This is a genomic window from Plantactinospora sp. WMMB782, assembly GCF_049179135.1.
Taxonomy (GTDB): Bacteria; Actinomycetota; Actinomycetes; order Mycobacteriales; family Micromonosporaceae; genus Plantactinospora.
In genome coordinates this window covers 8,209,880-8,229,790 of record NZ_JBMHMC010000007.1, presented here as the reverse complement: position 1 = coordinate 8,229,790, position 19,911 = coordinate 8,209,880, and the positions used below count along the sequence as shown (strand labels likewise).

General features: G+C 72.1%; 18 protein-coding genes. 9 read left to right on the top strand and 9 right to left on the bottom strand.

Annotated elements, in window-relative coordinates; translation table 11 throughout:
• Positions 1–361 precede the first annotated feature (361 nt).
• Complete coding sequence (locus ACN28A_RS38670) at positions 362–1,054, top strand: hypothetical protein (RefSeq protein WP_421404063.1); 693 nt, start codon at positions 362–364, stop codon at positions 1,052–1,054.
• Here ACN28A_RS38670 and ACN28A_RS38665 read toward each other — a convergent pair.
• From ACN28A_RS38665 to ACN28A_RS38655, 3 genes are all read right to left on the bottom strand, one after another.
• The gene (locus tag ACN28A_RS38665) at positions 1,051–1,782 is read right to left on the bottom strand and encodes a DUF4760 domain-containing protein (protein ID WP_421404061.1); all 732 of its coding nucleotides are present in this window, start codon (positions 1,780–1,782) and stop codon (positions 1,051–1,053) included. The two genes, ACN28A_RS38670 and ACN28A_RS38665, sit on opposite strands and share 4 nt — an antisense overlap.
• 62 nt (positions 1,783–1,844) lie before the next feature.
• A complete protein-coding gene (locus ACN28A_RS38660; RefSeq protein WP_421404059.1) occupies positions 1,845–3,140 on the bottom strand; it encodes an MFS transporter in 1,296 nt (431 codons plus the stop codon).
• Positions 3,137–3,742 (bottom strand): winged helix-turn-helix domain-containing protein, encoded by a 606-nt coding sequence (locus ACN28A_RS38655; RefSeq protein ID WP_421404057.1) that lies wholly within the window; start codon positions 3,740–3,742, stop codon positions 3,137–3,139. Before ACN28A_RS38655 ends, ACN28A_RS38660 begins: the two co-directional genes overlap by 4 nt.
• A 309-nt stretch (positions 3,743–4,051) precedes the next feature.
• Between ACN28A_RS38655 and rapZ the strand changes: the two genes are divergently transcribed.
• From rapZ to ACN28A_RS38615, 8 genes are all read left to right on the top strand, one after another.
• Entirely contained in the window at positions 4,052–4,927 is an 876-nt protein-coding gene (gene rapZ / locus ACN28A_RS38650; protein ID WP_278066259.1) for an RNase adapter RapZ, read from the top strand.
• Between the two features lie 89 nt (positions 4,928–5,016).
• Complete coding sequence (locus ACN28A_RS38645) at positions 5,017–5,982, top strand: gluconeogenesis factor YvcK family protein (protein ID WP_421404888.1); 966 nt, start codon at positions 5,017–5,019, stop codon at positions 5,980–5,982.
• A 74-nt stretch (positions 5,983–6,056) separates the two neighbouring features.
• Positions 6,057–7,037, top strand: a complete 981-nt coding sequence (gene whiA / locus ACN28A_RS38640; protein ID WP_421404055.1) for a DNA-binding protein WhiA — start codon at positions 6,057–6,059, stop codon at positions 7,035–7,037.
• 287 nt (positions 7,038–7,324) lie between these two features.
• A complete protein-coding gene (gene gap, locus ACN28A_RS38635) occupies positions 7,325–8,329 on the top strand; it encodes a type I glyceraldehyde-3-phosphate dehydrogenase (RefSeq protein ID WP_421404053.1) in 1,005 nt (334 codons plus the stop codon).
• A 93-nt stretch (positions 8,330–8,422) separates the two neighbouring features.
• Positions 8,423–9,622 carry a phosphoglycerate kinase gene (locus ACN28A_RS38630; protein ID WP_421404051.1) on the top strand — a complete coding sequence of 400 codons (1,200 nt, stop codon included), beginning with the start codon at positions 8,423–8,425 and terminating at the stop codon, positions 9,620–9,622.
• A gap of 32 nt (positions 9,623–9,654) precedes the next feature.
• Entirely contained in the window at positions 9,655–10,419 is a 765-nt protein-coding gene (gene tpiA / locus ACN28A_RS38625; protein WP_421404886.1) for a triose-phosphate isomerase, read from the top strand.
• 51 nt (positions 10,420–10,470) lie between these two features.
• Positions 10,471–10,725 (top strand): preprotein translocase subunit SecG, encoded by a 255-nt coding sequence (secG, locus tag ACN28A_RS38620; RefSeq protein WP_421404049.1) that lies wholly within the window; start codon positions 10,471–10,473, stop codon positions 10,723–10,725.
• Positions 10,726–10,880: 155 nt separating this feature from the next.
• Positions 10,881–11,225, top strand: coding sequence for an RNA polymerase-binding protein RbpA (locus ACN28A_RS38615; RefSeq protein ID WP_421404047.1), 345 nt, complete (start codon positions 10,881–10,883; stop codon positions 11,223–11,225).
• 179 nt (positions 11,226–11,404) lie between these two features.
• Here ACN28A_RS38615 and pgl read toward each other — a convergent pair whose 3' ends face one another.
• The 6 genes from pgl to tkt are packed head-to-tail and all read right to left on the bottom strand — an operon-like array spanning position 11,405 to position 19,753.
• A complete protein-coding gene (gene pgl / locus ACN28A_RS38610) occupies positions 11,405–12,154 on the bottom strand; it encodes a 6-phosphogluconolactonase (protein WP_421404045.1) in 750 nt (249 codons plus the stop codon).
• Positions 12,151–13,134 (bottom strand): glucose-6-phosphate dehydrogenase assembly protein OpcA, encoded by a 984-nt coding sequence (locus tag ACN28A_RS38605; protein WP_278063004.1) that lies wholly within the window; start codon positions 13,132–13,134, stop codon positions 12,151–12,153. Before ACN28A_RS38605 ends, pgl begins: the two co-directional genes overlap by 4 nt.
• A 40-nt stretch (positions 13,135–13,174) precedes the next feature.
• Positions 13,175–14,689: a glucose-6-phosphate dehydrogenase gene (zwf, locus tag ACN28A_RS38600; protein WP_421404043.1), complete on the bottom strand. Its 1,515-nt coding sequence runs from the start codon at positions 14,687–14,689 to the stop codon at positions 13,175–13,177.
• Positions 14,690–14,738: 49 nt separating this feature from the next.
• Positions 14,739–16,415 (bottom strand): glucose-6-phosphate isomerase, encoded by a 1,677-nt coding sequence (locus ACN28A_RS38595; RefSeq protein WP_421404042.1) that lies wholly within the window; start codon positions 16,413–16,415, stop codon positions 14,739–14,741.
• Positions 16,412–17,599 (bottom strand): transaldolase, encoded by a 1,188-nt coding sequence (gene tal / locus ACN28A_RS38590; RefSeq protein WP_421404040.1) that lies wholly within the window; start codon positions 17,597–17,599, stop codon positions 16,412–16,414. Before tal ends, ACN28A_RS38595 begins: the two co-directional genes overlap by 4 nt.
• 15 nt (positions 17,600–17,614) lie before the next feature.
• Positions 17,615–19,753 carry a transketolase gene (gene tkt / locus ACN28A_RS38585; RefSeq protein ID WP_421404038.1) on the bottom strand — a complete coding sequence of 713 codons (2,139 nt, stop codon included), beginning with the start codon at positions 19,751–19,753 and terminating at the stop codon, positions 17,615–17,617.
• Positions 19,754–19,911 lie beyond the last annotated feature (158 nt).

Below are 19,911 nucleotides of genomic sequence, written 5' to 3'. Positions count from 1 at the left end.
GTCTCCGTCCGGACAACTCGCCCGGCCCGTGGCCGGTCGTGGGGGGTGTGTTCGGATGTCTGGTTCGGGGTGGTGATCGAGGCGGTCCGGCTGGAATGTTGGCGGGGGGTCGGTCGTTACGTTACGCGTACGGCCGAGTAGCACCGCCCGTGAGCTGGGCAGAGTTGGGCTGATGGCTGGCCGGCGGGAATGATCCGGGGCCACCGGTCGTTACATACGGTGTTCGGTTGAGTACGGGCAGCGCCGTGTCCCCCGCGGCGGCTGGTAGTCCGGCCGGACCGATCTTTTTGGGCTTTGTGTTTCCAATGGCGCCTGCCGTCCCCCTGGTGGGTGCTCATCCCCGATTGGAAGGACGACCATCATGAACACGATGCTGTTCAGTCGGTGGCTTCCGGCCATCGAGAAGACGTCGATCGTTCGTAAGGGTGCTCTGGGTGTGGCTGGTCTGGCGTTCGTCGGTGGCGCTGTGGCCGGTCCGGCGGTGGCGGCGCAGGCGGCCCCGGAGCATGTCGGTTCGCCGGTGTCGCAGTCGGTGATGGCCGACAAGGACCACAAGGGCGACAAGGGCGAGAAGAAGAGCGACAAGAAGGATCGTAAGGGTAAGCCGTCGCGGGACCGGTTGGTGCCGCGTGGTGTGCAGGGTGAGCAGTCGCGGATCGACCTGTCGGCCGAGCAGGCCGGGAATGTGCGGGCGATCGTGAAGGCGACGAAGAAGGCGGGGATGGACGAGCGTGCCGCGGTGATCGCGGTGGGTACCTCGCTGCAGGAGTCGAAGTTGGAGAATCTGGGTCATCTGGGTGACCGGAATGATCATGACTCGCAGGGGTTGTTCCAGCAGCGTCCGTCGTCGGGTTGGGGTTCGGTGGAGCAGATCACCGATCCGGAGTACGCGACGACCGCGTTCCTGAAGGGCCTGCGCCAGGTTGATGGTTGGCGGGATCTGCCGTTGACCGTGGCGGCGCAGAAGGTGCAGGTGTCGGCGTTCCCGCAGGCGTACGCGCAGTGGGAGGACCAGGCAGCCGACCTCGTCGCCGAAGCCTGGAACAACAGCTAAGAGCAGACAGAGCCATCCGCTGGCCGGGTCCCCACCACAGGGGACCCGGCCAACGGCGTATCCGGATCGGATTCCGCCCCGAAGGGCGCGGCCGGTGCCGGGCCCGCCGGCTCGGTGGACCGCTGGCCCGGTGCCGACCGGGGTCGTCGCAACCGGTGCCGGTATTCGGTCGCAAGCAACTCCAGCGCCTGGTAGATCTCGTTGCCGGTCAGGACCCGGCGGTCCTGCACGTATCCCCGGCACAGTTCGAAGCACCGGGTCATGGTGCCGCCGCGCAGATTCAGTAGCAGAGGTACGTCCACCAGGCCGCGTACGGCGAGCACCGCCAGGAACTCGTAGTAGTCGAGCAGTGGGAGGACGTGCTGCTCGTCGTCGTCGGTCAGGTCGGCGCCGACCGGCTGGTGTGCGCTGATCCGGCGGGCCATCCAGACGTCCGCCTGGCTGAGCGTCTCCGCGCTCTGGAAGGCGGTGATCAGGCCGACCGTGTACTGCCGGCGCTGCGACTGCCGCTGCTGCAACACGGTCATCGCGCCGAAGACCACGGCGACCAGGATCGAGGCCGCGGTCTCGTTGATCTCGCTGTTGGTACTCAGGAACGTGAAGCCGGCCATCACCAGGGCGGCGAGCGCGACGGCCTGCACCACCAGCCGGATCGGTCGGCGGGCCAGCCGCCAGCGCATCTGTACCCGGCGCAGTGCGGCGGCCAGCCGCTCACCAGCGTCGCTCATCCCCGGCTCCCATCGCGCGTCGGCTCGGACGGTCGCGTCCTGGCGCAGGGTATCGACCGCTGTCACCCGGCGGCGGAGTGGTCCGGCTCGGGCAGTTCGCGCAGCTTCGGGATCGTGGTGGGCAGTATCCAGAACAGCCCGGTGATTGCCCCGACGGTGGCGATCCAGAGCGTCGGGCGTACCCCGAGAGCCGCGCCCAGGGTGCCGCCCAGCAGCGCGCCGATCGGCCGGATGCCGTAGTTGACGGTGCGTTTCGCCCCGGTGACCCGGGCCAGCAGCCGCTCCGGGGTGGCCGCGACCTGTAGCGAGCCGACGGTGATGTCTATCATCATCACGCCGAGCCCGGCGAGGAACTCGGCGGCGAAGAGCGCGCCCAGCACCACCGGGGTCGGGCCGCCGGCCAGCGGCACCAGCACCAGCGGAGCCGGGAAGAGCACGAAGCTGACCAGGACGGTCGGGCCGATGCCGAACCGGCGGACGAGCCGGCCGGTGACCGCCGCGCCGAGCAGTGCGCCGATCGAGCCGACCCCGATGACCAGCCCGAGCAGGCCGGGGGAGAGTCCCAGTTCGGTGCTGACGTAGAGCACGAAGAGCGCGTGGAACATGTAGTTGAAGAGGTTCAGCGTGGTGGTGCCGAGCAGCAGCGAGCGCAGGATCTGCGAGCGGGCCACGAAGCGCAGGCCCTGCCCGATGCCGAGACCGCCGCCGTCGGGCGCCGGCTCCGCCGCTCGGGTCGGCCGGATCCGGGCCAGGAAGAGCGCGGAGACCAGGTACGACAGTGCGTCGGCGAGCAGCGCCACCGGCGCGGTGAGGGTCTGCACCAGGATGCCGCCGGCGCTCGGCCCGGCGACGAACGACATCGCCCGGCTGCCGTTGGTGAGCGCGTTCGCGTCGATGTAGTCCCGGCGCGGCACCAGCGTGACGAAGAGGGCGCTGTGCGCCACCTCGAAGAGCACCGCCAGGGTGCCGGTCAGGAAGGCCACCGCGTAGAGCTGGTGCAGCGAGAGGACGCCGAACAGGTACGCCAGCGGCACGGCGCCGACCAGCACCGCCCGGCCGAGGTCGGCCAGCACCATCACCCGGCGTTTGTGCGGGTAGCGGTCGACCCAGGCGCCGAGGAGCAGCGAGAAGAGCAGGTTCGGAAGAAGTGCGGCGGCGGTGAGGTAGCCCATCTCGGCCGGCCCGGCGTCGGTGCCGAGCACCGCCAGCAGTGGCAGGGCGAGGGCGGAGATCTGGTCGCCGAAGAGCGAGACGGTCTGCGCCGACCAGTACCGCCGGAACTGTGCCTGGCGCAGCAGTGCCGGCACCCAGCGCCGGCGGCGTCCGACCGGCGGCGGCGGGGTCAGGGTGCCGGTCATCGTCCCGGCTCCCGGGCCGCCGGGTCCGCCGGTGGTGGTGGTTCGGTGGGGATCAGCAGTTGGACGAGGCTGACCGCGCGGGATCCGGCGGGCCGGCTGGCCGGGTCGGTCTGGCGTTCGTCGTACTCGCCGAGCAGGGCTTCGATCTGGTGGCTCAGGTCGGCCAGTTCCGCCGCGGTGACGTGCACCAGCGCGTCGCCGAAGCCGAGCACCGCCCGCCAGTCCGCCGGCTCGTAGGCCCGCTGGGCCAGGTGGGCCCGGGCCCGGGTGACGTAGTGGTCCAGGATCGCCGCGTTGAGCTGGTTGGCCGCCGCCCGGGTCTCCGGGTCGTCGGAGAGGTCGTCCCAGGAGGTGGTCAGCGCGGTCGCCTGCCAGGGTCGCTCCCGGGCGTCTGCGGCGTCGGCCCGCTCGGCGAGGCCGTACTTGGCGAGCTGGCGCAGGTGGTAGGAGCAGTTCGGCACGCTCTCGTCGAGTCGGTCGGCGGCCTGGGTCGCGGTGAGTGGCCCCTCCCGGCGGAGCAGCCCGAGCAGGGCCATCCGGAGCGGGTGCGCGTATCCGCGCAGGGCCACCGGGTCGGTGAGTTTGATCTCAGGCTTCGGCACACCCTAAAGATAGTTCTAGAAAGACTCCTTTAGCAACTGTCGGCGACCGGTCTCCCCGGACCGGCGCCCGGCGAGATCCAGACGGCCGGGTAGATTACGTCTCCAACCTCGCCGGCCGGTCGACCCTCGCCGAACCCGCATCCGCGCGGCGTACCGTCGGTCCGGCAGGCGGGTACGGCTGGGGGGTGGAACGTGAGCGAGACTCGGTTGGCGGCCGACGCGTCGCCGACGGGCACGGAAGAACGGAACGGGGGACACCCGACGGGGCCGGCACCGGACGGCACGCAGTCGGCACGGGTCCGGTCGGAGGTGGAGCCGACCCGCTCGGACACCACTCTGGTGGTCGTCACCGGCGTCTCCGGCGGCGGGCGCAGCACCGTCGCCAGGGCCCTGGAGAACGTCGGCTTCTACGTGGTGGACAACCTGCCGCAGGCGCTGATGCTCGACATGGCCGAGCTGGCGTTCCGGGCCGGCGGGGCGGCCCGGCAGACCGCGATGGTGCTGGACGTGCGCAGCCGGGCCTTCTCCACGGACCTGGCCGGGGCGATCCGGGCGCTCAAGGAGCGCGGCTTCCAGCCCCGGGTGGTCTTCGTGGACGCCGACGACGAGGTGCTGATCCGGCGCTTCGAGAGCGTGCGCCGCTCGCACCCGCTACAGGGCGACGGCCGGCTCGCCGACGGGATCGCGATCGAGCGCGGCCTGCTGGAGGAGGCGCGCGACCAGGCCGACGTGATCATCGACACCTCGCACCTGAACGTGAACCAGCTCCGCCGCCGGGTCGAGGAGCTGTTCGGCGGCGAGGACGCCCGCAGGCTGCGGGTGACCGTGCTCTCCTTCGGGTTCAAGTACGGCCTTCCGCCGGACGCCGACTTCGTGCTGGACGCGCGCTTCCTGCCGAACCCGTACTGGGTGCCGGAGCTGCGCGAGCACACCGGGCGGGAGGAGGACGTCAGCCGGTACGTGCTCGGTCAGCGCGGCGCGGTGACCTTCGTCGAGACGTACGCCCGGTTGATCAACGCGACCGCGCCCGGCTTCGAGCGGGAGGGGAAGCGCTACCTGACCGTGGCGGTCGGCTGCACCGGCGGCAAGCACCGCAGCGTGGCGATCGCCGAGGAACTGGCCGGCCGGCTACGGCAGGCCCGGCTGGCCGCCACCGCGCACCACCGGGACCTGGGGCGCGAGTGAACCCTTCGCAACCGGCACCGCCTGGTGTCCGCGCCCCGACTTCGCCCGGCCCGACTTCGTCCGGCCCGGGCGAGTCGGCCGGGGATCGGCTGCCGCAGCGGGTCGTCGCGTTCGGCGGCGGGCACGGCCTGTCCGCGTCGCTGCGGGCGCTGCGCCGCTACGCCCCGGAGCTGGACCTCGACATCACCGCGGTGGTGACCGTCGGTGACGACGGCGGCTCCAGCGGGCGGCTGCGTCTCGAACGCGGCGCGCTGCCCCCCGGTGACCTGCGGCAGGCGCTCGCCGCGCTCGCCGCCGACCGGCCGGACGCGCAACGCAGTGCGGACCTGTTCCAGCACCGGTTCGCCGGCGCCGGCCCGCGCCCCGACCCGCTGGCCGGGCACGCCGTCGGCAACCTGGTGCTCTGCGGCCTGATGGAACTGCTCGGCGACCCGGTGGCGGCACTCGACCACGCCGCCGCGATGCTCGGCGCCGTCGGCCGGGTGCTGCCGATGGCCTGCCAGCCGGTCGGCATCGAGGCCCGGGTCCGCGGCGCCGACCCGCGCCGCCCCAGCGCGGTGCAGACGGTACGCGGCCAGCACGCCGTCGCGGTCACCGACGGCCGGGTCGAGTCGGTCCGGCTGAACCCGGCCGGGCCGAGCGCCTGCCCGCAGGCGGTGGCCGCGGTGGGCGCGGCGGACTGGCTGATCTTCGGCCCGGGAAGCTGGTACACGAGCGTGATCCCGCACCTGCTGGTGCCGGAGCTGGCCGCCGCGATCGTGGCCAGTCCGGCCCGCCGGCTGGTGACGCTCAACCTCGCCAACGAGGCGGAGACGCTCGGCCTCTCCCTCGCCGACCACCTGGCCGCGCTCGGCTGGTACCTGCCCGGCCTCGCCGTCGACGTGGTGCTGGCGGACGGAAAGGCGGTGGGTGACCCCGAACCGGTACACCGTGCGGCAGAATCGCTTGGTGCCCGGCTGGTGCTCGCCCCGGTGGCCGTACCGGACGGGCGGCCCCAGCACGATCCGGCAGCGCTGGGCGCCGCGCTGGTGCCTCTCCTGGGCGCCGATCGTTAAGCACCTACGGATCGACAACAAGCAGCTACGAATCACCGGCATCCGCCGGGACCGGCCAACGAGGTGACGACAAGATGGCGATGACGGCTGCGGTCAAGGACGAACTGAGCCGGGTCGACGTACCCAAGCCCTGCTGCCGGCGGGCGGAGATGGCCGCCCTGCTGCGCTTCGCGGGCGGACTGCACATCGTCTCCGGACGGGTGGTGGTGGAGGCGGAACTCGACACCGGTGCGGTGGCCCGCCGGCTGCGCCGGGAGGTCGCCGAGGTGTACGGATATCCGAGCGAGATCCACGTACTCGCCTCCGGCGGGCTGCGCAAGGGCAGCCACTACATCGTCCGGGTGGTCAAGGACGGCGAGGCACTGGCCCGGCAGACCGGCCTGCTGGACGTGCGCGGCCGGCCGGTACGCGGGCTCCCCCCGCACGTGGTGGCGGCGAACGTCTGCTGCGCGGTCTCGGCCTGGCGGGGTGCCTTCATGGCGCACGGCTCGCTGACCGAGCCCGGCCGCTCCTGCGCGCTGGAGATCACCTGCCCCGGCCCGGAGACCGCGCTCGCCCTGGTCGGCGCGGCCCGGCGGATCGGCATCACCGCCAAGTACCGCGAGGTGCGCGGGGTGGACCGGGTGGTGGTCAAGGACGGTGACGCGATCGCCGCGCTGCTGACCCGGATCGGCGCGCACTCGAGCGTGCTCTCCTGGGAGGAGCGCCGGGTACGCCGCGAGGTGCGGGCCACCGCCAACCGGCTGGCCAACTTCGACGACGCCAACCTGCGCCGCTCGGCCCGGGCCGCCGTCGCCGCCGCCGCCCGGGTCACCCGGGCGCTGGAGATCCTCGCCGAGGACGCCCCGAACCACCTCACCTCGGCCGGCCGGCTGCGCCTGGAGCACCGGCAGGCGTCCCTTGAGGAGTTGGGCGCGCTGGCCGACCCGCCGCTGACCAAGGACGCCATCGCCGGCCGGATCCGCCGGCTGCTGGCGCTGGCCGACAAGCGCGCCCGTGACCTGGGGATTCCCGACACCGAGGCGGCGGTCACCCCGGACATGCTGGCGGTCTGAGCCACCGGCGGCGGTAGCCGGCCCGGCCGGGCCGGGCCGGCGTGTACCCCGCCGGTGAAGTCGATTGGCCGGATTGTGCCCCGACGCAACGCGGAGCGGCGCGCTCGGATAAGGTCGCAGCGTACGGCGACGGGGCCGGTACCGGCCTTCTCCGCCGTGCTGACCGCCCAGAGGTCGCGGTGAGACGGCCGGGGTGACATCCAGCGGCCGGCTCCCACGTCGGCGCGCCCACCTTCGCCGCCGCACGCTGACATCGGCGGCGAACGAAACACGAGGAGATGGACCCAGTGACCATCCGGGTTGGCATCAACGGATTCGGCCGGATCGGCCGCAACTTCTTCCGCGCGGTGCTCGCGTCGGGCGCCGACGTCGAGGTGGTCGGCGCCAACGACCTGACCGACAACGCCACGCTGGCGCACCTGGTCAAGTACGACAGCATCCTCGGCCGGCTGCCGCAGGAGGTCAAGGCCAGCGCCGACGAGATCAGCGTCGGCGGGCACACCATGAAGGTCTTCGCCGAGAAGGACCCGGGCAAGCTGCCCTGGGGCGATCTCGGCGCCGACGTGGTGATCGAGTCGACCGGCTTCTTCACCGACGCCACCAAGGCGAAGGCGCACATCGACGGCGGGGCCAAGAAGGTCATCATCTCGGCGCCGGCCAAGAACGAGGACGTCACGGTCGTGATGGGGGTCAACCACCAGAACTACGACCCGGCCAAGCACAACATCATCTCCAACGCCTCGTGCACCACCAACTGCCTCGCGCCGATGGCGAAGGTGCTGCAGGACACGGTGGGCATCGAGAAGGGGCTGATGACCACCATCCACGCGTACACCCAGGACCAGAACCTCCAGGACGGCCCGCACAAGGACCTCCGCCGGGCCCGGGCCGCCGCGCTGAACATCGTGCCGACCTCGACCGGCGCCGCCAAGGCGATCGGCCTGGTGCTGCCCGACCTGAAGGGCAAGCTGGACGGCTTCGCGCTGCGGGTGCCGATCCCGACCGGCTCGGCCACCGACCTGACCATCGACGCCGGCCGGGACACCTCGGTCGAGGAGGTCAACGCCGCGATGAAGGCCGCCGCCGAGGGGCCGCTGAAGGGCATCCTCACCTACACCGAGGACGAGATCGTCTCCGCCGACATCGTCACCGACCCGGCCTCGTGCATCTTCGACTCCGGGCTGACCAAGGTGATCGGCAACCAGGTCAAGGTCGTCGGCTGGTACGACAACGAGTGGGGCTACTCGAACCGCCTGGTCGACCTGGTCAAGCTGGTCGGCGCCGGGCTGTGAGCCCGAGCCGCACAGTCGTGAACGGAAGGGTAGCTCGGTGAGCGCGAGGAGTGAGCTTGCGAGCCCCGCAGTCGTGAACGGAGAGAAAGCTCTGTGAGCATCCGCAACCTCGACGACCTGCTCGCCGAGGGGGTCTCGGGTCGGCGCGTGCTGGTGCGCGCCGACCTGAACGTCCCGCTCGACAAGCAGACCGGGGACATCACCGACGACGGCCGGATCCGGGCCGTGCTGCCGACGCTCACCGCGTTGCGGGACGCCGGTGCCGCCGTCGTCGTCTGCTCCCACCTGGGGCGGCCGAAGGGTTCCCCGGACCCGAAGTACAGTCTCGCCCCGGTCGCCGGCCGGCTCGGTGAGCTGCTCGACGCCGAGGTGGCCTTTGCCACCGACACGGTCGGCGAGTCGGCCCGCAAGGCGGTCGAGGGCCTCGGCGACGGCCAGGTCGCACTGCTGGAGAACCTGCGCTTCAACCCGGGCGAGACCAGCAAGGACGAGAGCGAGCGGGGCGCCTTCGCCGACCAGCTCGCCGGGTTCGCCGAGGCGTACGTCGACGACGCGTTCGGCGCCGTGCACCGCAAGCACGCGAGCGTGTACGACGTACCGGCCCGGCTGCCGCACTTCGCCGGCCGGCTGGTGCTGCGCGAGGTGGAGGTGCTGGCCCGGCTGCGGCACGAGCCCGACCGTCCGTACGTGGTGGTGCTCGGCGGCTCCAAGGTCTCCGACAAGCTCGCCGTGATCGAGGCGCTGCTGCCCACCGTCGACCGGCTGCTGATCGGCGGCGGCATGTGCTTCACCTTCCTGCGTGCCCAGGGGCACGAGGTGGGCAGGTCGCTGCTCGAAGAGGAGATGCTCGACACCTGCCGGCAACTGCTGGAGCGGGGCGCCGACAAGATCGTGCTTCCGGTCGACGTGGTGGCGGCGACCGAGTTCAGCGCCGACGCCGGGCACGACACCGTGCCGGTACACGAGATCCCGGCCGACCGGCTCGGCCTGGACATCGGTCCCCGGACGGTCGCCGAGTTCGCCGACCTGGTCGGCACCGCTCGGATGGTCTTCTGGAACGGGCCGATGGGCGTCTTCGAGCTTGCCCCGTTCGCCGCCGGCACCCGGGGGGTGGCCGAGGCGATCAGTTCGGTCAAGGGCTTCACGGTGGTCGGTGGCGGCGACTCGGCTGCCGCGGTCCGCGCACTGGGTCTGGACGAGTCGTCGTTCGGGCACATCTCGACCGGCGGGGGAGCCTCGCTGGAATACCTGGAGGGCAAGGCTCTCCCCGGCATCGTCGCTCTGGAGCAGTAGTGGCCACCCCCGCACCCGCCCGCCGTCCGCTGATGGCCGGCAACTGGAAGATGAACCTCAACCACCGGGAAGCCAACCTGCTGGTCCAGAAGCTCGCCGCGAGCCTCGACGAGAAGCGGTTGATTGAGGTGGAGACGGTGGTGCTGCCGCCGTACACCGACCTGCGGACCGTGCAGACGGCTGTCGACGGCGACAAGCTGCTGATCGGGTACGGCGCCCAGGACCTCTCGCCGCACAAGGGCGGGGCGTACACCGGGGACATCTCGGGTGCGCTGCTCACCGCGCTCGGCTGCACCTACGTGGTGGTCGGGCACTCGGAGCGGCGGACGTACCACAACGAGGACGACGCGCTCGTCAACGCCAAGACCAAGGCGGCACTGGCCAACGAGTTGACCCCGATCGTCTGCGTCGGCGAGGGCCTGGACGTCCGCGAGCAGGACGGGCAGGTGGCGTACGTCCGCGACCAGCTCGACGGGTCGCTGGCCGGGTTGACCGCCGAGCAGGTCGTCAAGGTGGTCGTCGCGTACGAGCCGGTCTGGGCGATCGGCACCGGCAAGACCGCGACGCCGGAGAACGCCCAGGAGGTCTGCGGGGCGATCCGGCAGCGGCTCGCCGAGGTGCACGGCCAGGAGGCGGCCGACCAGGTCCGGATCCTCTACGGCGGCTCGGTCAAGGCGGCCAACATCGCCGCGATCATGGCGCAGCCCGACGTGGACGGCGCGCTTGTCGGCGGGGCGAGCCTGGACGCCGAGGAGTTCGCGCAGATCTGCCGGTTCCCGGAGCACATCTCCCGCTGACGGTCGCTATCCTTGACGGGCCCCGCGTAGCTGAGAGGACTGACCCCTACCATGCCGATCTGGTTCGCATACACGTTGATCGTGTTGCTGGTGATCACGAGCGTGATCCTCACCTTGCTGATCCTGCTGCACCGGGGCAAGGGCGGCGGGATGTCGAGCATGTTCGGCGGAGGGGTCAGCTCCAGCCTGGCCGGCTCCTCGGTGGCCGAGAAGAACCTCGACCGTTACACCGTTCTGGTGGGTCTTGTCTGGTTCGCCTGCATCGTCGGGCTGGGCCTCTGGCTGCGGCTCGCCGAGACCACCTGACAAACCGGGGCGTTCGCGGCGACCCGCCGAGCAGGGAGTTCGAGAACGCCTGACCAACCAGGGCGTACAAACCGCGCGCGGTCCGCTAACGTGGGCCGCGCGCAGTTTGTCATACCCCCTGGGGACCCCCTCCTCTGACGAACGGAGCGATAGCCGTGCCGAGTGGCAGCGCTATCCGTGGCAGTCGAGTCGGTGCCGGCCCAGCCCGGCCGACCGAGCGATGTGAACCCGCCCCCCGCCGTCCGGTCACCTACTGGTGCGGCAACGGGCACATGCTGGAGATCCTGCTGGCGGCCGAGGCCGAGATCCCGGAGGTCTGGGACTGTCCGCACTGCGGGCAGCCGGCCGGGCAGGACGTGCACAACCCGCCGGGGCGGCCGAGGCCGGAGCCGTACAAGTCGCACCTGGCGTACGTGAAGGAGCGGCGCAGCGAGGCGGACGCGGAGGCGATCCTCGCCGAGGCGCTGGCCGCGCTGCGGGCCCGGCGGGGCCGGGCCTGAGCTGACCCGGGCGGCCCCTCCGGAGCCGCCCGGGTAGCACTTTCCCGTCAGGGTCCGGCCACCACCCGCCGGAGCTGACGCCTGGTGACCCGCACCGCCGCTCCGGGAGCCGGGCCGTTCCTGCTGCCCCGGAAGCCGGGCGGTTCAGCTCGGGCGGACCAGCCCGGAAGCCGGGCGGTTCAGCGGAGGCCGGGCATCACCTCGGCCGCCGCAGCCCCGTCCAGCAGCCAACGGGTCCGTCGTATCCCGGCGACCTCCGCTGCCGGCACCCGCACCGGGCCGCCGCCGAGCGCCATGCCGACCGCCTCGGCCTTGCCACTGCCGCTGGCGATCAGCCACACCTCCTCGGCGGTGCTGATGGCGTCCCGGGTCAGGGTGATCCGCACCGGTGGCGGCTTCGGGCTGTCCCGGACCGCACTCACCGGCCCGTTCCCGTCGGCGACCGGATGTCCCGGGAAGAGCGAGGCGACGTGGCCGTCCTCGCCGACCCCGAGCATCAGCACGTCGAAGTGCGGCAGGGCGGCCCCGGCCGGGCCGGCGGCGACGAGTTCGGCCGCGTACCGGGCCGCCGCCGCCACCGGATCGGCACCGTCCGGGCCGTCCGAGGCGGGCATCGCGTGCACCCGCAGCTGCGGCAGCGCGTCGAGCAGCGCCTCCCGGGCCTGGGTCTCGTTGCGTTCCGGGTCCCCGGCCGGCAGGAAGCGTTCGTCACCCCACCAGACGTCGACCCGGGACCAGTCGACCGCGTCCCGGGCCGGCAGCTCGCGTACCGCCCGGTGTACCGCCGCCGCGATCCGGCCGCCGGTCAGCACCACGCTCGCCTCGCCGCGTTCGGTCTGGGCGTCGATGATCCGGACCAGCAGCCGGGTCGCGACCGCCTGGGCCAGCAGTTCGGGACCGGCGTGCACCTCCACCGTCGTCCCGGTCACGCCACGCCCTGCGGCTGCTTGGTCGGGTCCTTCCAGACGTGCACCCGCTGGGCCGGCCGGCTCTCCAGCCCGGCCACCCCGGCGGCGGCACCCAGCGCCTCGGCGTAGATCTGGTCCGGGTCGAGCCGGCGCAGCTCCTCGGCGAGTTCGTCGCCGAGCGGGCGGCGTACCAGCGGCAGCCGCCGGACGGCCTGTCCGGTACGGGTGAACGTCGCCTGGTTGTCGTCCCGGGTCAGCACCAGCTCGTCGCCGTTGGCGCAGTGCAGCTCCACCGACCGCATCCGGGGGAACTCGCTTGTGTGCTCCCAGTGCGGATGCAGCCCCAGCCGGGCCTTCAGCCAGCCGATCATCAGCGCGGCCGTCGGGTCGGTGTGCGGGGCGACCACGGTGGCCGAGGTGACCCGGTTGCCCTCGGTGGTGTCGAAGGCCCCGGCGACCAGGGTGCGCCACGGGGTGATCCGGGTCCACGCCAGGTCGGTGTCACCGGGTGCGTAGTCCCGGGCCCGCTGCCGCAGCGCCTCCACCGGGTCGGCGGCCTGGGCCGAGTCGGTGATCCGGCGGTCCGCCACCACCCCGAGGAAGTCGTTGGCGATCTCGGCCGGCGGCTCGCCGTGCCACCAGGTCACCACCGGTACGTCCGGGACCAGCAGCGGCATCACCACCGACTCGGCGTGCAGGGCGAGCCGGCCGTACATCCGGGTCACCACCGCCTCGCCGGGGCCGAGCCGGCCGCCGACGACGATCTCGGCGTCGAGCCGGTTGCGGTCCCGCTCGATGTCGGAGCGGACCACCACCACCATCCGGCACGGGTGCGCGGCCGAGGCGATGGTGACCGCCGCCTCGGCCTCCCGGACCCGGGGCTCGTCGACGACGACGATCAGGGTCAGCGCCATGCCGCTGGCCACTCCGCCGGCGCTGCGCCGCTCGGCGGCCAGCGCCTTCACCACCTCGTTTCCGGTGGTGTCCCACAGGCCGATCAACGCTGCCTCCTGGTTGCTGTCGTTGTTGCCGTCCGGAGGGTCACGCCCGCCGCCAGGCCCGGCCCTCCCGGGCCAGCATCTCGTCGGCGGCCCGCGGACCCCACTCGCCGGCCCGGTACGGCTCCGGTCGGGTGCCCTCCCAGGCCTCCTCCAGCGGGTCGATCACCTGCCAGCTCTGCTCGACCTCGGCGGCGTCCGGAAAGAGGGTCCGGTCACCGATCAGCACGTCCAGCACCAGCCGCTCGTACGCCTCGGGGCTGGACTCGGTGAACGCCTCGCCGTACTGGAAGTCCATCGCGATGTCCCGGACCTCCATCGTGGTGCCGGGGACCTTGGAGCCGAACTTCAGCACCACGCCCTCGTCCGGCTGTACCCGGATGACGAGCTGGTTGTTGCCGAGCATCTCCATGTCGGCGGGATTGAACGGCAGGTGCGGCGCCTTCTTGAACATGATGGCGACCTCGGTCACCCGGCGCGGCAACCGCTTGCCGGCGCGGATGTAGAACGGCACCCCGGCCCAGCGCCGGTTCTGGATGCCGAGCCGCACCGCGACGTACGTCTCGGTGGTCGACTCCGGCGGCACGCCCTCCTCGTCGAGGTAGCCGACCGCCCGCTTGCCGGCCACCCAGCCGGGCAGGTACTGCCCGCGTACCGTGCCGGTGTGCACCTGCTCCGGCAGGGTGATCGCGCGCAGCACCTTCAGCTTCTCGGCCCGGATCTCGCTGGCGTCGAAGCTTGTCGGTTCCTCCATCGCCACCAGGGCGAGCAGTTGCAGGAGGTGGTTCTGCAACACGTCCCGGGCGGTGCCGGTGGCGTCGTAGAAGCCGGCCCGGCTGCCGATCCCGACGTCCTCGGCCATGGTGATCTGCACCGAGTCGACGTACCTGGCGTTCCACAGCGGCTCGAAGAGGCTGTTGGCGAACCGCAGCGCGAGGATGTTCTGGACGGTCTCCTTGCCCAGGTAGTGGTCGATCCGGAACACGTCGTCCCGGGTGAAGACGTCGTCGACCAGGTCGTTGAGCGCCTTCGCCGAGCCGAGGTCGTGCCCGAACGGCTTCTCCACCACCACCCGGCGCCAGCCGCCGCACTTGTCGTTGTCGGCCATGCCGGTCCGGGCCAGCTGCTTGAGCACGGTCGGGAACGCGGCCGGTGGGATGGAGAAGTAGAAGGCGGCGTTGCCGCCGATGCCGTGGCTGTCCCGCAGCTCGTCCAGGCAGTTCGCCAGCTTGTCGAAGGCGGCGTCGTCGTCGAACGCGCCGCCGACGAACTTGATGTTGCCGGCCAGCCGGCCCCAGACCTCTTCCCGCCAGGGTGTCCGGGCGTGTGCCTGTGCCGCGTCCCGGGCCATCGACTCGAAGTCGCCGTCGCCCCAGTCGCGCCGGGCGAACCCGAGCACCACGAAGCCGGGCGGCAGCAGGCCCCGGTTGGCCAGGTCGTAGACGGCCGGCAGCAGCTTCTTGCGGGCCAGGTCCCCGGTGACGCCGAAGATCACCAGTGCGCACGGCTCCGGGATCCGCGGCAACCGCCGGTCCTGCGGGTCGCGCAGCGGATTCACGGCACCCCCTCCTCGCTCAGTAGGTCACTGTCAGCATGCCCGGTCACCCTCAACTCCGCAGGCCCCGTACCGCGTCGAGCAGGTGCGGAATTCCGGCGCCCCGGTCGGTCAGGTGCAGCCGGAGCACCGGCCGGCCCCGCTGGGCGAGAGCTTCCCGGTCGCCGGCGGCCTGCGCGGCCTGCAACTGCCCGAACGAGTACGCCTTGCCGGGCACCGGCAGGTCCTCGGCCACGTCACCGGTGATCTGCAGGTACGACCCGAGCTGCGGACCGCCCTTGTGGTACTGCCCGGTGGAGTGCAGGAACCGGGGCCCCCAGCCGAAGGTGACCGGCCGGCCGGAGGCGGAAGCCAGTCCGGGGCGCACCTGTGCGGTCTTGGCGTCGGCGAACCGGTCCAGGTAGGCCATCACGGCAAGGTAGCCGTCGCCGCCGAGCCCGGCCAGCAGCAGGCGCAGCGCCCCGGCCAGGTCGCCGGGGAGCGGGTCGGACCGCTGCGGCTCGCCCGGGAACCAGTACCCCTCGACCCCGCTGTCGACGAAGGTCGGCGTCTCGACCGGCAGCCCGGTGCCGAGCAGCCGGTTGGTGTTCTCCTTGGACTCGGTCACGTTCGGCTGGTTGAACGGGTCGATCCCGAGCACCACCCCGGCGACGGCCGTGGCGTATTCCCAGGCCAGGAACTGCGCGCCGAGCGGGCCGTTCACGGCCAGGTCGGGCCGGATGCCGCCGCCCGGCACCGCACCGGCGGCGAGCCCGCCGCCGTAGGTGACGGTCAACACGTCCGGTCCGGTCGCACCGGGGCTGCCCGGATCCTCGACCACCACCGGCAGGATGCCGACGGCGTTCTTGCCTGTCGACTCGGCGATCAGCTGCTCGGCCCAGTCGCCGAAGCCGTCGATGCCGGTGCCGTCGGAGACCAGCGCGACCTTGTCCCGGCCGGTGGTGGCGGCGGCGCCGAGCGCGGCGCCGAGCGCCAGCCCGGGGTTGTCCTGCGGGCCGCCGAGCGCGCCGGCCAGCTCCTCTGCCTGGTCCAGCAGTTCGGCCACCTCGACCCCGGCCAGGGCCGACGGGACCAGCCCGAACGCGGTGAGCGCCGAGTAGCGGCCGCCGACGTCCGGGTCGGCGAGCACCACGAAGGCGCCCATCTCGGCGGCGGTGTCGGCGAGCGGCGAGCCCGGGTCGGTGACGATCACGAAACGCCGCCCGGCCTCCGCCTCGGTCAGGCCGGAGTCCAGGAACGCCTGCCAGTACGCCCGCCGGTGGCTGTCGGTCTCCACGGTCGAGCCGGACTTGCTGGCCACCACGACGACGGTCCGGTCCAGCCGGTCGGCGATCGCCGCCCGCACCTGCCCCGGGTCGGTGGTGTCCAGCACCGTCAGCGACTTGCCGAGGGTACGGGTGATCACCTCGGGAGCCAGCGACGAGCCGCCCATCCCGGCGAGTACCACGTGGTCCAGGTCGGCCAGTTCCGCCTTCAGCTCGGCGAGCTGGGGGAGGAGTTCCCGGCTGCGCCGGAAGGTGTCCACCCAGCCGAGCCGGACCGCCGCCTCGGCCTGCGCCTCCGGCCCCCACAGCGTGGCGTCCTTACCGGCCAGCCGGGCCGGTACGTCCTCGGCCAGCAGCGCGGCGCGGGCCGAGGCCGGCGCGGCGGCGTCGACCGCCTCCGCGCCGTAGACGGCCAGCCCGGCCGCCCCCTCGCAGCCGCCGTCCAGCAGATCGCTTGCGGTCACGCGTTGCCTCCCGCCCGGGCGGCCGCCTCGGCGTTCTCGCTGGCGGCCTGGTTCGGCTCACCGGCACCCTCGGCGGCGGCCTCCAGCGACTTGCGGACGCCGTCCAGCAGCTCCTGCCAGCTCGCCTCGAACTTCTCCACGCCCTCCCGTTCCAGGGTGGCGATCACGTCGTCGAAGTCGACACCGGCGTCGGCCAGCCCGGCGAAGACCTCCCGGGCCTGGTCGTAGGAGCCGGTGACGGTGTCCGGGCGGGTCTCGCCGTGCTCGGCGTAGGCGTCGATCACCGGCTCCGGCATGGTGTTGACGGTGCCGGGCGCGATCAGCTCCTCGACGTAGATCACGTCCCGGTACTCCGGGTTCTTGGTGGAGGTGGAGGCCCAGAGCGGGCGCTGCGGGTGGGCACCGGCGTCGGCCAGCGCCTGCCAGCGGTCCGAGGAGAAGACCTCGGCGTACCGCTCGTACGCGAGCTGCGCGTTGGCGACCGCCGCCCTGCCCTTCAGCGCCGCGATCTCCGGCCGGCCGGCGCCGCCGAGCTTGTCCAGCCGCTTGTCGACCTCGCTGTCGACCCGGGAGACGAAGAACGACGCCACCGAGGCGATCCTGGAGAGGTCGTGCCCGTTCGCCTTCGCCTGCTCCAGCCCGGCCAGGAACGCCTCCATCACCTGCGAGTAGCGCTCCAACCCGAAGATCAGCGTCACGTTCACGCTGATCCCCTCGGCCAGGGTCGCGGTGATGGCCGGCAGCCCGGCCTCGGTCGCCGGGATCTTGATGAACAGGTTGGGCCGGTCGATCAGCCACCACAGCGCCTTGGCCTCGGCCACCGTCGGCTCGGTCCGGTACGCCAGCCGCGGGTCCACCTCGATCGAGACCCGACCGTCCACCCCGGAACTGCCGTCGTACGCCGGGCGCATCACGTCGCAGGCCCACCGCACGTCGTACGTGGTGAGCGCGCGTACCGCCTCCTCGACGCTGACCCCGCGCACCGCCAGGTCCCGCAGTTGCCAGTTGTACTCGTCGGCGTCGCTGAGCGCCTTGGCGAAGATGGTCGGGTTGGTGGTCACCCCGACCAGGTGCTTCTGCCGCCGCAGCTCGTCCAGGTTGCCGGAACTCAGCCGTACTCTCGAAAGATCGTCGAGCCAGACCGCCACTCCCGCGGCGGTGAGCTCACCCAACCGGTCAGTCATGTCTGCCACGCTCCCTCAGTTGCCGGTGGTGTCACCGGTGATCTGGCCCACCCGGGTCAGCGACGCGTGCGCGGCCGCGACGATCCGGTCGGGGGTGAATCCGAACTGCTCGAAGAGCACGCTGTGTGGTGCGCTGGCGCCGTAGTGCTCCAGGCTGACCGCCTCGCCGCTGTCGCCGATCAGGTCCCGCCAGGACATCGCGATGCCGGCCTCGACGCTGACCCGGGCCTTGACGGCGCGGGGGATCACCGAGTCCTGGTAGGCCGGGTCCTGCTCCCGGAACCACTCCTGGCAGGGCATCGAGACGACCCGGGTCGGGGTCCCCTCGGCCTCCAGCCGGTCCCGGGCGGTGAGGCAGAGCTGCACCTCGGAGCCGGTGCCGATCAGGATCACCTTCGGCTGCGCGTTCGACGCCTCGGCGAGGACGTAGCCGCCCTTGACGGTCTGGTCGGCGCCGGCCAGCTCGCTCCGGTCCAGCGTCGGCAGCGCCTGCCGGCTCAGTGCCAGCGCGGCGGGCCGGTCGGTGTTCTCCAGTGCCCGCCGCCAGGCCCAGGCGGTCTCGTTGGCGTCGGCCGGGCGGATCACGTCCAGCCCGGGGATGGCGCGCAGCGCGGTGAGGTGCTCGACCGGCTGGTGCGTCGGGCCGTCCTCGCCGAGCCCGATCGAGTCGTGCGTCCAGACGTAGACCACCGGCAGCTTCATCAGCGCGGCGAGCCGGACCGCCGGGCGCATGTAGTCGCTGAAGACCAGGAAGGTGCCGCCGTAGGGGCGGGTGCCGCCGTGCAGCGCGATGCCGTTCAGGATGGCACCCATCGCGTGCTCGCGGATGCCGAAGTGCAGGGTGCGGCCGTACTCGTTGCCCGGGAACGCCTTGGTGGCGTAGTCGCTGGGGACGAAGGAGGGCTCGCCCTCCATGGTGGTGTTGTTGCTCTCGGCCAGGTCGGCCGAGCCGCCCCAGAGTTCCGGCAGCACCGGGGCGAGGGCGTTGAGCACCTTGCCGGAGGCGGCCCGGGTGGCGATCCCCTTGGCGTCGGCGGGGAACTCGGGCAGCGCGTCGGTCCAGCCGGCCGGCAGGGTACGGGTGGCCAGCCGGTCGTGCAGCGCCTTGCCCTCCGGGTTGGCGTCGGCCCACGCCTGGTAGGCGGTCTCCCACTCGGCGCGGGCGGCCCGACCCCGCTCCAGCACCTGACGGGCGTGCGCCAGCACCTCCTCGTCGACCGCGAAGTGCTGGGCCGGATCGAAGCCGAGCAGCTTCTTGGTCTCGGCGACCTCGTCGGCACCGAGCGCCGAACCGTGGATCTTGCCGGTGTTCTGCTTGGTCGGCGCCGGCCAGCCGATGATGGTGCGCAGCGCGATGAACGACGGCCGGTCCGTCTCGGCCCTGGCCGCCAGCAGCGCGGCGTGCAGCGCCTCGACGTCCTCGTGGTAGTGGCCGTCGTCGGTCTCCCCGCTGCGCCAGTCCACGGTCTGCACGTGCCAGCCGTACGCCTCGTAGCGGGCGGCGACGTCCTCGCTCTTGGCGATCCGGGTGTCGTCCTCGATCGAGATCTCGTTGTCGTCGTAGATCAGGACCAGGTTGCCGAGCCGCTGGTGCCCGGCGAGGGAGCTGGCCTCGTGGCTGATCCCCTCCTCGATGTCGCCGTCCGAGGCGATGCACCAGATGTGGTGGTCGAACGGGGAGGTGCCGGGCGCGGCGTCCGGGTCGAGCAGGCCCCGCTCCCGGCGGGCGGCCATCGCCATCCCGACCGCGTTGCCGAGCCCCTGGCCGAGCGGACCGGTAGTGGTCTCGACGCCCCGGGTGTGTCCGTGCTCGGGGTGGCCGGGGGTGAGCGAGCCCCACTGGCGCAGCGACTTGAGGTCGGTCAGGCCGAGACCGTAGCCGCTGAGGTAGAGCTGGATGTAGAGGGTGAGGCTGCTGTGCCCGGCCGACAGCACGAACCGGTCCCGGCCGGTCCAGTCGGGGTGCGACGGGTCGTGCCGGATGACCCGGTTGAACAGCAGGTAGGCGGCCGGTGCCAGGCTCATCGCCGTGCCCGGGTGGCCGTTGCCGGATTTCTCGACGGCGTCGATGGCCAGCACCCGGACGGTGTCCACGGCACGCTGGTCGAGATCGGACCAGTTCAGCGAGGTTTGCTCGGGTCGATTGTCAGCCACGATCGTGTGTGCTCCTCGGCGTGATGGGCGGAACCCTCACTCATGACCCTAGCGACCGGTTCCGAAACCCATCCCCCGGATCTCGCCACCGGTGGTGCGGTTCGCCGGAAGTGTGATCGTTCGCACCGAAGAAGGGTCGCCCGGGCAGCGAAAACGAC